Source organism: Stenotrophomonas sp. STEN029, assembly GCF_056760015.1.
Genome location: NZ_JBRREC010000071.1, coordinates 16,498 through 27,354, shown reverse-complemented (window position 1 = coordinate 27,354; position 10,857 = coordinate 16,498). Strand labels below are relative to the sequence as shown.

Annotated in this window: 11 protein-coding genes; all 11 read right to left on the bottom strand. The window is 66.6% G+C overall.

All coding sequences use genetic code 11. The annotated features are described in order from the left end of the window. Nucleotides 1-305: 305 nt before the first annotated feature. The 11 genes from ACVOLI_RS14990 to ACVOLI_RS14940 all read right to left on the bottom strand — a co-directional run bounded on the left by ACVOLI_RS14990 (nucleotide 306) and on the right by ACVOLI_RS14940 (nucleotide 10,616). The gene (locus ACVOLI_RS14990) at nucleotides 306-2,336 is read right to left on the bottom strand and encodes a DNA topoisomerase III (RefSeq protein ID WP_003098974.1); all 2,031 of its coding nucleotides are present in this window, start codon (nucleotides 2,334-2,336) and stop codon (nucleotides 306-308) included. A 283-nt stretch (nucleotides 2,337-2,619) separates the two neighbouring features. Next, the gene (locus ACVOLI_RS14985) at nucleotides 2,620-3,060 is read right to left on the bottom strand and encodes a single-stranded DNA-binding protein (protein ID WP_003098976.1); all 441 of its coding nucleotides are present in this window, start codon (nucleotides 3,058-3,060) and stop codon (nucleotides 2,620-2,622) included. Nucleotides 3,061-3,133: 73 nt separating this feature from the next. Next, the gene (locus ACVOLI_RS14980; RefSeq protein WP_003098978.1) at nucleotides 3,134-3,661 is read right to left on the bottom strand and encodes a DUF3158 family protein; all 528 of its coding nucleotides are present in this window, start codon (nucleotides 3,659-3,661) and stop codon (nucleotides 3,134-3,136) included. Then, a complete protein-coding gene (locus ACVOLI_RS14975) occupies nucleotides 3,658-4,449 on the bottom strand; it encodes a PFL_4669 family integrating conjugative element protein (protein WP_003098981.1) in 792 nt (263 codons plus the stop codon). The genes ACVOLI_RS14980 and ACVOLI_RS14975 overlap by 4 nt, the downstream gene beginning before the upstream one ends. Nucleotides 4,450-4,878: 429 nt before the next feature. Next, nucleotides 4,879-6,117, bottom strand: coding sequence for an STY4528 family pathogenicity island replication protein (locus tag ACVOLI_RS14970; RefSeq protein ID WP_005408896.1), 1,239 nt, complete (start codon nucleotides 6,115-6,117; stop codon nucleotides 4,879-4,881). A 3-nt stretch (nucleotides 6,118-6,120) separates the two neighbouring features. Beyond that, complete coding sequence (locus ACVOLI_RS14965; RefSeq protein WP_003090097.1) at nucleotides 6,121-6,681, bottom strand: DUF2857 domain-containing protein; 561 nt, start codon at nucleotides 6,679-6,681, stop codon at nucleotides 6,121-6,123. Nucleotides 6,682-6,695: 14 nt separating this feature from the next. Then, nucleotides 6,696-8,375, bottom strand: a complete 1,680-nt coding sequence (locus tag ACVOLI_RS14960) for a ParB family protein (RefSeq protein ID WP_003098985.1) — start codon at nucleotides 8,373-8,375, stop codon at nucleotides 6,696-6,698. Further along, the gene (locus ACVOLI_RS14955; RefSeq protein WP_003050422.1) at nucleotides 8,368-8,637 is read right to left on the bottom strand and encodes a hypothetical protein; all 270 of its coding nucleotides are present in this window, start codon (nucleotides 8,635-8,637) and stop codon (nucleotides 8,368-8,370) included. Before ACVOLI_RS14955 ends, ACVOLI_RS14960 begins: the two co-directional genes overlap by 8 nt. After that, a complete protein-coding gene (locus ACVOLI_RS14950) occupies nucleotides 8,621-9,496 on the bottom strand; it encodes a ParA family protein (protein ID WP_003098988.1) in 876 nt (291 codons plus the stop codon). The genes ACVOLI_RS14955 and ACVOLI_RS14950 overlap by 17 nt, the downstream gene beginning before the upstream one ends. 42 nt (nucleotides 9,497-9,538) lie before the next feature. After that, nucleotides 9,539-9,751 carry an AlpA family transcriptional regulator gene (locus ACVOLI_RS14945; RefSeq protein ID WP_003090093.1) on the bottom strand — a complete coding sequence of 71 codons (213 nt, stop codon included), beginning with the start codon at nucleotides 9,749-9,751 and terminating at the stop codon, nucleotides 9,539-9,541. Nucleotides 9,752-9,869: 118 nt separating this feature from the next. Next, nucleotides 9,870-10,616, bottom strand: a complete 747-nt coding sequence (locus tag ACVOLI_RS14940) for a hypothetical protein (protein WP_003098991.1) — start codon at nucleotides 10,614-10,616, stop codon at nucleotides 9,870-9,872. Nucleotides 10,617-10,857 lie beyond the last annotated feature (241 nt).

The window sequence follows — 10,857 nt, the reverse complement described above, 5'->3', positions numbered from 1 at the left end:
TTTCCCCCGGCGGCCCCCGCCACCCAACCCCGCCCCCCCCCATGGGCCCCCGGGTGGCGCGCCCCCCCGGCCACGCCACGGGTACACCCTTCGCAGAGGGCGGAAGAAACGCAGATCAACAGAACGCGCGTGGTGCGGCTCGCAGAGAAGCTACCTTCAGGTCCCGCGGCCGGGGACGGCTGGGCGGGACGCGCACACGGATCAAGAAGGCGTTGCGCGCTGGGCGTCCCGCAGGGCATGCGGCGGAGTGCGGGACAGGGGCCACGCCGCCGAAGGCGGGCACGGCTCACGGGGAACGGGGGCGGTCAGGAGCCTTTGCGGCCGCTACGGCGCGGGCGCGAGGCGCCGCGCTTGGAGCTGCCGGATTCGACTGGCAGCGTGCCTTTGCAGTCCGGGTAGCGGCTGCACGACCAGAACGGGCCGCTCTTGCCGCTGCGCTGGCGCGTGGGTGCGCCGCACTGCGGGCATGCCGGCCCTTGGGGAACCTTGATGGACAGGGAGGCGCTGCCGTACTGCGCAATCAACTGCGAAATCCACGCGGCCTGCTTGCCGATGAACACGTCCAGGGTGAGCTGTCCGGCCTCGATCATGTCGAGCGCCTGTTCCCAGACGGCGGTGGTGCCAGGGTCGGCAATCGCCGCAGGCACGGCATCGATCAAAGTGAAAGCCGCATCCGAGGCGCGGATGGCGCGCCCCTTCTTCACGAGGTAGCCGCGAGCGATCAGGCCGCCGATGATGTTGGCCCGCGTCGCTTCGGTGCCGATGCCAACCGTATCCTTGAGCTTCTGCTTCAGGCGGGGATCGGACACCAGCTTGGCGACGCCTTTCATGGACTTGACCAACTCGCCTTGCGTGTACGGTTTGGGCGGCAGCGTCTTGAGTGCCTTGAGATCGACGTCGGCCACCTGGCATGCCAGGCCCTCATACAGTTTCGGCAGCGCGGGCAGCACCTGGGCGCGGACCGCAGTATCGCCCTCGCCATCACCGTCTTCGGCCTGCGGCTCGGCGAGCACCTGGCGCCAACCCGGGATGACAACCTGCTTGCCCGTGGCCGCCAGGTTCTGCCCCCCGCACGAAAACTTGGCCACAGTGCGGTCGAACTCGTGGTGAGGGAGGAACTGCGCCAGGTAATGCGACCGGATGAGCCTGTACACGGCCAGTTCCTTCTCGCTCATGGCGGAGAGCTTCGCCGGTTCGAGCGTCGGGATGATGCCGTGGTGCGCCGTGACCTTGCCATCGTTCCAGGCGCGCGAGCGCTGCGAGCGGTCGAGCTGGCCCATGATCGAGCGCAGCGAGGGATCGGTCTTGAGCAGGCTGTCGAGAACGGTGGGCACTTCGGCAAACATGCTCTCGGGCAGGTAGCCGGAGTCCGAGCGGGGGTACGTCGTGGCCTTGTGCGTCTCGTACAGGGCTTGGGCAATCTCCAAGGTTTCCTGCACGTCCAGCCCAAGCTGCTTGGAACACACTTCCTGCAAGGTGCCCAGGTCGAACGGCAGCGGCGGGCCTTCGCGGACACGCTCAGTCTCCACCGACACGACGTGGGCACTGCCCGCAGCGCGGATCTGCTGCATGGTCTGCTGTGCGACCGGCTGCCGCAGGCAGCGGCCTGCGTCGTCGGTGCACGCATCGGGTGGAACCCATTGCGCGGCGAAAGTCGAACCGCCTGCGAACAGGGACACGGCGATGGCCCAGTATGGTACGGACACGAAGCGCGCGATCTCGCGGTCGCGGTCCACAACGAGCTTGAGCGTCGGGGTCTGTACGCGGCCGACCGACAGCACGCCGTCGTAACCCGCCTGTCGCCCCAGCACCGTGAACAGCCGGCTCAGGTTCATGCCCACGAGCCAATCCGCACGGGAGCGCGCCAGCGCCGAGTGGTACATCGAAAGCGTCTCGGCCGAAGGCCGCAGCTGGCCCAGTGCCGCCCGAATGGACGCATCGTTGAGCGCCGACAGCCACAGGCGTTCGATGGGGCCGCGGTAGCCGCAAAGCTCCACGATCTCGCGGGCGATCAATTCGCCCTCGCGGTCGGCATCGGTGGCGATAACCAGGTGAGTCGCCTTCGCCAAGAGCGCCTTGACGACCTTGAATTGCGTGGCGGTCTTCGGTTTGACCTCGACCCGCCAGTGCTGGGGAATGATGGGCAACTGCTCAACGGACCATCGTTTGAGCTGCTCGTCGTAGGCCTCGGGCGGCGCCGCCTCCACGAGATGGCCGATGCACCAGGTGACCGTGACGCCGGAACCGTTGAGGCAGCCTTCACCGCGCTGCGTGGCGCCGAGAATCCGGCCAATGTCTTTGCCCTGGGAGGGTTTCTCGCACAAGAACAGCCGCATATCCGTCCATCCCGATTCCTGTTGTTCATGGAGTTGCTGGGATCGAGGATGCCGAGCGCAGCCCCTGGCAGCAGCAAACAAGCCGCATGCGGCAGCGACCGCTTTCACGCCGATGAAATGGCGAGTGCGGGGAAGGTGCGTGGCCGGAAGTGTGCGGGCCGAGAGCCGCGATTTCCGGGAGCGCGCGTGGAACTCGGTGGACGTTGGTGGAGCTATCCCCTGGGGATAATTCGCAGCGCATGGAGGGCGGCGAAGCACTGCGGCAGCCGCCCTCCATGCCCGATCACTTCCTGCGCTTGGTCTCTTTCGGCGCCGTCGATTCCTGGGTGGCCTGGGGCTTCGGCTCTGCCTCCTGTGGCTTCGGGCTGAGGGCCACAGACTCGATGCGGTACGGCAGGATGCCGACACTGCGCGCGTTGACCTGCCAAGTCTCACGCGGCTGATCTTCGTTGTCCGTCCAGGGGTCGCGCTCCATGCGGCCGACGACCAGCACCCGCATGCCCTTCTGGTAGAGCTGCTGCCAGCGGTCGGCGTCGTGGTGCCAGAGTTCCACCGGCGCCCAGAAGCCGCCGCGGTCCTCGAACTCGCCGCCCTTGGTGGGGACGGGGTTGTCGAAGTACACGTTCAGCCGGAGCAACCGGCGAGGATCGTCGTTGCCATTGGGGAATTCGCGGTACTCGGGAGGCGATCCGATGTTGCCCTCGCCGATGAATTGTGTGCTCATGTTGGAATCTCCGTGGTGGTTGAAATACCCGTGCCTCGTTGGGCTCGGGCGCGTGCTCGGATGGCAGGCGCAATCACCGATCGCGCACTGCGGCAGGAACGGACGCGAGCCGGCGCAGGTAGGTGTTGTCCGCCTGCGCGGCCTTGCTGGCGCATTCCTGTGCTTGCCTGCCCAGGGTGTGCAGCAGGCTGATCTGCATGTTCAGCATGACGCGCTGCAGTTCGATCTCGTGCAGGTCGTGCAGCAGGTTGACCGGCGTGCTGGGGCTCGCCATCAGCTCCTGCCACAACGCCACGCCCATGGCCGATCGATCGTGCTTGCGCCAGCGAAGAAAGGTCGTGCCTGCGCCAGTGGTCTGCTGGGCCAGCTCGACGGGAAGCAGGTGGAAGGGATGCCCGCACGCCTGTGGCAGCACCTGTCGCTGCGCCAGGGCAATCAACTCGTCGCGCATGGCGAAGCACTGGCTGGCCCAGGCCTCGAAGTCCCCTTTACCTTTAAAAGGCTTTAAAAGGCCTTTTAGAGAGGCCGCGTGTTCCAGCCGCATGAAGGCTGGCTGTTCCAGACGACGGAAGTAGCGCGGTTCGCGGTTCGGGTCGCTCATGCCGGTTCGTCCTCGCCGGCGGCTGTGGACTTGGCCTCGGCCGAATCGGCGGCAGCGCCTTCGTCGGTGGGAGATGCGGCTGCGGCAGCGCTATCACCACGCTGTTGCAGACCACGGCGCACGACGGGCGGCGCAAACTTCGAGCGGCGCATGCCTTCGAGCACGTCCTGCGGCAGTTCGCCGAACTTCTCCAATGCTGCCCGAGCTGCGGCGTTCTTGGCCGCGAAGTCGTCGCGGGTGCAGCCCGAGTAGCGGTATTGCTGGGCCAGGCTGAACAGGCTGCGCAGCGCGTGGGCACCTTCGTTGAGCCAGCGCTCCAACGTCGAGCGATCGATCAGCGCGGTGTGGTGGGCGAGGATCAGCTTGCGCGCGATGTCGTCGTAGTCGGCCAGGAGATAGACGGCGGCAAAGCCCAACTGCGCATTGACGAACAGCGGAAGCTTGACGGGCTGCACGTTGAGGTTCTCGCCCAGGGTCAACGCGGCGGGCACGCCGGCCAGGGCCTGGTCCACCTGGTCGCGCAGCGTCTGCAGCGTGGTCCTGGTCTGGTCGAGCTTGTCTTCGATGCGAAGCATCCACCAGTCGCTGTATGGGTCGTCCTGCTCCGAGCCGCGCTTCATCTTGTTCATGACGGCGATGTAGCCGTTCAGGCCGACGATGCCCGGTCGCCCCTCGGCGGCGGCGCGGCCATGCCAGATGCGCGAGGCGTGGTGGGTGTGCAGCGTCAGCGACATCGCGCTGCGCAGGGAGCCGAGGTTGAGTTGCAATGGTTCGTTGCTGGTTGCCATGGTGATCGCTCGCTGGTGGACAGGGAGCCGCCAGCATCCGCATGCAGCGGAAGGCAGTCAGTCAACAAACCGAAATGAGCCGACCCCCGGTTCTGTGCGCGCTGGCGGCGCAGCGCGCAACGGTCCCCTGGGGACCGCTCCGCAGATGGGCACTCACATCGGCGTTCCCGTCCTCGGTTGTTGACGGTATGCGTGCTGCACCGCACGTCGCGCTGCCGTTCGACACGATCCTTCGCCGCGCAGCCGTCCCCAGGGGACCGTTCCGTTGAGCGCCATGGAGGTCTGCTTCATGGTCTTGCATGCGCTCTACTCAGGTTTTGCGCAGCATGTCGCGCCGTCGCCCGGCGCTTCACCGCACAGCCGTCCCCAGGGGACCGTTTCTGCCGACCGCCATGGAGATCTACTTCACGGCTTTGACAAGCCCTGTGCTCAGGATTTGCGCAGCAGATCGCGCAGGCGCTCGATGTGCTGCCGGGCCACCTCGGGCGGCACGACGTTGCGCGGCGGCTCGGTTGGTGGCGCTCGCGCCGCCGATGGTGTTGGCGGTGCCGGGCCGGTCTGCTTGGCCCAGGCATTGAACTCGCCGCGCATGGCGCGCTGGATGATGCCGAACAGATAACCGGCGGGGTTGCGGATGCCATGCTTGCCGCACCGTGCGGCCCATTCGTCCAGCACGGCCTGCCGCAGGGCAGCGTCCACCTGCTGCAACGCCATCTTGGCTCCGGCCTGCTGTTCCGCCTTCAGTTCCGCGAAGCGCTTGGGCCATTGCAGGTCGCCCAGCGCACGCGCCTGCGCGGTAGTACGTACTTCATCAATATGACTACTACGTACTGTACGGTCCTGCTTCGAATTCCGAAGAGCGCCGTCTGGCGCGGGTTTCGGCCCTGCTTCGGATTCCGAAGATGGGCGATCGCCATTCCGAAGAAGGCTCGCGGGCCCTTCTTCGGAATCGTGGACCGCATCCTCCTGTGGATAACTTTCGGAGGCGGTGATGCCCTGGTCGGCCAGGCGCTCGGCGAGCACTTGCAGCCGCGACGGCAAGGTGCGTCCGGACAGCATCGGGTCGTCCGCGATCTCCTGGAGGGTGTTGAGTCCCACCACCTGGACGGCCTTGGCCGAATGCCCCAGCGACTGGCTGACCAGGGCCAGGTAGTCGGCGTCGAGTTGCATCGCCTCGAACGGCGTCAGCGGTTCGTCGTGCAGGACGTAGAGGTTGCCGAGGATGCGACCGGTCTTGGGGTCGCGCCGTCGTCGCACGAGGCTCAGCCAGCGCGTCAGGCGCAGCAGCGTCAGCGCCCGCGCCACGGTCTCATGGGAGGCCTGGCCTGCGCAGGGCATCGACGCCAGCCAGGGGCGCAACTGCTCATAGGTGGGAAATGCCGTGACGCCATCGTCGTTGAGCATCAATCGGAACACCTGCCAGGCGTTGCGCTCCAGCGGTGTCAGGCGGCGGTCGAGGAACAGCCGCCGCGGCACGCTCCCGTGCCGATTGCCACTGAACAGGAAGGCGTCGCCGGACGTAGGAGGCGTGGGCGTTGGAGCAGGCAGGGACGCGGGAGCGCCAGAGCTGGACTTGGGCGCGAGGTCCTTCAGCGCAGCGTCGAACAGGTCGGCGAGTGCGATGGGGCCAGGGCGCTGGGCTCGTGGGGCGGTGTCGTCCACGGCCATGGCCTAGCCCAATCCCTGATCGACCCAGTTCCTGATCGCGGCCCAGACCACCGAGAGCGGCAGCGACATGCCCTCGGCCAGGTCCATGGCCGCATCGAGAATCGAGGTCTCGTCCTCCAGATCGACGTTCCTGCTGCTGGTCACGGCTTTCCATTGCCGCCACAGTTCGGTGTCCTGGGTCTCGTCCAGGACGGGGTGGCGCCCCTTGCGCTTGGGCAGGCCGAGGATCTCCCGCCGCAGGGCGACTTCCTGATGGGTCAGGCCATAGAAGCGGCTGACCATCTCCGTGCTGGCCCCCAGCCGCAGCATGCGATCGACCGTGGCGATTTCCTTCTCCACGTCCTGTGCCTGGTTGAGCAGGCGCTGCAGCACTTCGCGGTTGACCGTGACCGAGCACCACGAGACGCTGGCGTTGGCCAGCACGCTGATCAGCGCGGGGTGCTTGAGCGCATCCAGCTCGGCCTCGCCGAAGCCCATGGCCTTGCAGCGGCGCAGTTGGCCGTTGCGAAGGTCATACAGCGCCTGGGCAATCACGGCCTGGTTGAGCGGATGCGATGTGGACATGCGGCCTCCCTCGCTCACGTCCCGGGCGCCGTGGTGCCGGCTTCCAGGTCCAGCAGACGCCGGGCGAGGCGCAGCAGCCGAAAGAGCTTGACCAACGCCGTGTCGCTCAAGCGCCTTGCGCCGCTGCCATGGCCTTGGCTCTGGCCGTGCAACAGGGTCGGCAGGTCGGCGGCGAGCTGCGCGCCGTCCAGGCCCGCTTCGGCGACGGGCTGACCCGTCAGGGAAGTGAGCAGCGTCAGCACCGCGCGGCCGAGCGGCGACGGGGCTTGGCCGCGGGCGCGGCACGCAAACCCGATGCCATCGGCGCGATCCTCGATGCACTCGTCCAGGCCTGCCTCCCCGGCGATCTCGCGCGCGAACTGCGCGATGTGGATGCGCAGCCGATCGGGCGTGTCCAGGCCGGCGTCGATGTACCAGACGTCGGAGATCGGATAGAGTCCGCCGAGTTGCACCGGGATGGACTGCAGCACGCTCGCCGAGAAGTCGGGCGGCAGCGCATCGCCCAACTGGTCGGCGACCATGCGCTGGATCGATTGGAGCCGTTCTGTCGTCGGTGCTGGCGAGACGATGTGCTCGCGAAGCAGATCGCCCGGTGCGGCCGGCTGGCTTCCCGTGGCCGCTTCGCCAACCGCCGTGTCGTCGTGGCGCAAGGTGGGCTCGGACGCCGGAGGGCTGGCGGGTGGAGGACCGGCCGCCGCTGCAGGCGTGGCGATGGACGATGCTGCGCCCGGCGGAGTCGGCGTGCCGGCGGTGGGCGAAGGCAACGCCGGCTGCGCCGCAGGTGGCGTCGGGTCACTGACCAGCGCCCGGTGGCGGCTTTCCGATTCGGTCAGGTCCAGCGCCAGCACGTCGTAGCCGATGCCCAGCAGCTCGGACATCTGGCCGATCAGCTCGTCTTGCACGCGCTGCGGCGCGAACTCGTCGCCCTGCGTGTCGAACTGCGCCAGCACCTCCTGAAAGAAACTGTCGAAGTCCAGCGGCAGCGAACGGTCCTTGGCGTAGTGCTCCCAGGTGCGTTTGCAGGCCGTGCGCATGACCGACAGCCGCTCGACCTGGTGGCGCCCCAGGCCGCCATAGAGCACAGTGGGAATGGCGGGCAGCAGGTAGCGCACCGCGTCGGCCATGCGGGTGATGTGCGACCGCTGGACGGGGAAGCCATCGGCCGCCAGGCGGCGGGCCAGTTCCGACTGGCTCAGGGCGGCGCCGCTCTCCTGCTCGTAGAACTCCCGTGCTTTCTCGACGCCGAGCGCGCGCTCGATGAACGTGAGGCCGCCGCGCAGTTCGTTCTCGGCAAGATGCCCGGTCAGCGCGACGATTTCACCGCGCTCCGGCCATGGTCGGAACAGGCACGATATGCGGAAGAAGCGTTCTTCCTTGGTCTCCGACCAGAGTTCGCGCAGGATCGCCAGTCGCGTGTTGCCGCCGTTGCGGATGATGTAGTGGTCCTCGCCGGGCCTGCGCGTGATGGCCGGCGCCGCGTCCAGGCCGCGCTCGCGGATGGATGCCTTGATTTCCTCGTAAGCCGGGTTGCGCTTCATGCGCGGGTCATGGTCGTAGGGCCGCAACTGGTCCAGCGTCACGACCATGGGCGTGTCCGCGATCGGGTCGCTCAAGGCCGTAGCCGCTGGGCCGCTGCGCTCGAAGCCGGCCGCGAGCAGCTTGCCTGCCATGTCCTGCGAGGTCATGTCAGCCATGGCCGCACCCCTCGCAGTCCCCACGACCGCCGGCCGGCGCCATGCGGGCCTCTCGCTCGGCGCGGCGGATCTGCGCACGGGCGTTCAATTCGGCCCGGTGGTCACTCGCTGTCGAACTCGTGTAGATCGCCGCGCAGCCGGCCTTGGTGAACTTGAGGTGCCCGCCCGGCGTGCGCTTGACGTGCCAGCCCTCACCGACCGCGAACTCGATCAGGGCGCGCAGCCGCTTGTGGCCGCGGGCCAGCTCATGTGCGTTCGCCATGGGGCCTCCCAGGATCAAGAGGTCGCTGCGGGCGGCCGGATACTTGAGCCAGTCGGTCCTGCCATTGCGGGAACAACTCGCTGGCGAGCGCGCGCATCGTGTCGAGCGCGGCAGGGGCGACTCTGCCGGGCGGCTGGCGGTGCTCGACCCGATGCACCGGCAGGCCGCGCGTTGCGGCACGTGGATACGCTTCTATGGCCGGCACGTCGGTGGCGAGCACGCGGATGCCGGCGCTGTCCTGGAACAGGTCGCGCAAGGCCTGCTGGATCAGCCGTGCGTTGGCGGACACCGGGTGGACGCGGTTGATGAGCAAGTGCAGCGGCGGCGGTTCGATGCCCAGGTGCCGGTACGGCGCAATGTCTTCGAGCAACTGCATGGTGCCGCGCCGCAGCTCGCGTGCCGCGAGGATCTCCGGCGTGACGGGCGACAGCGCGAGATCGGAGGCGAGCACCGCCATCTCCAGCAGCACGGAACGCGCGCCCTGGGTGTCGATCAGCACCAGGTCGTAGAGGGGAGCAAGTGCTGGCAGCAGATGCCGCAACCGCAGGCGGCCATCCGGCGCATGCAGCAACAACGTGTTCAGCTCGCCCCGGTGGTCGTCGGACAGCACCAGGTCCAGGCCCGCGATGATCGTGCGGGACACGAGCTGGCCAAGGTCGCGCTCGTTGAAGGCCAACAGCTCATAGATGCCGCCCGGCGCGCGCTGGGTCAGTTCGTAGTAGGAGGACAAGGTGGGCTGCACGTCGAGATCGAGCAGCAGCACGCGCAGGCCCGCGTCCGCGGCGAGCCCGCCCAGGTTGGCGGCCGTCGTGGTCTTGCCGACGCCGCCCTTCGTTGAAATGATGGACACGACCTGCATGGCGCTCTCCGGCTGGGAATGGGAAGTCCGCGGGAGAGCGGGTCAGGTCCGGTGGTTGAGGCGCTCGGCGATCCACTGGTCGATTTCGATCGAATCCCAGCCGACAGCGCGCACGCCCAGGCGCAGCGCCTGAGGGAACTGGCGCTTCTTCATCAGGTTGTAGATGTGGGCGCGTTTGAAGCCGGACTTCGCTTCGACTTCATCGAGCCGCAGGATGCGGCGCTCGTTCGGCGGGAGTACAGGGGTCTGCGACATGGCGGTCACTCCTGAACGCTCGGTGGCGTTTGTTGGCGTGACCTCTATTCAATAGACCTGGCTGCGGAAAGACATTGCAAATGCAATCTCCGCGATTGCACATACAAGCTGGATAACCTCATGCGCTTGCGCTACGAACGTACCTCTTAGCGTTGGCGAACTTTCCGTTTAAGGTGCGCTCAGTGATGCCCATGGTGCCGCCGTAGTGGGCGACCAATGCAGAGACAAGGGCCTCCTGCGTTTTGAAGCTGGAATAGGGCACGCCTGAAGGCGACTGGCTCAGCATCAGCGTCAACATCCCTCCAATGATGTTGAGATAGGTCGTTTCCGCCCGTTCGCTGATCTCGCATTGCTTGGATGCCAACAGCACCGAGGATTGCTTGAGTAGCGTGTCGTGCTGCTCCTGCAGTTCTCGCATCTCACGTCGGGCTTGTTCAAGCGCGGCCTGAAGGGCCAGCCGCTCCACGAGGATCGCCTGTCCTGTTTCCATGGTGATGAAAGGATGCGCCATGCGTTCGCCACGGCTGAACAGAAATCCTGGCCGGTGCTCGGGATAGTGGGTGCGCATCCAGCGTTTTAGATCGACATGGCGAACAGTCAGATCCAGAGAATTGAGCAGGTTCGGATCATTGAGCGTGATCCCGTTCTTGCCGTAGGGCAGCTCTCCGTTGAGGATGCCGTCATAGATACGTTCCGAGTGCAGCCGGCACTCATTCCATCGAGGGCAGTTCAGCGACCGAGGCAGGACACGCGGTGACGCGATCGTGGCCAGGATCATCGGGAGATACCGCAGCAACCCAGCCCATCGGATGGCCGCCTCGATGGGACGATAGAACACCTTTGATGTTGAAATGTCCTTGTGCATGTCTTCGTCTCCTTTCGGGTGCGCTACATCACCGGCTCCTTTCTTGCCCAAGGGCTGTTGTGTCGTTATGGCCTGCGACGGACGCTTGAGGCGATGCCCTAAGCGAAGGCGGAGGAGGCCATTGGCGTCCGCCGCAGGTGGCCTTGTCTTGCTTGATATGCAAGAATCGATCAGTTGCCGGCCCATCGAGCGATGAGGACGCAAGCTCGATATTGGCGCTCACGGTACCAGCGTCATAGGT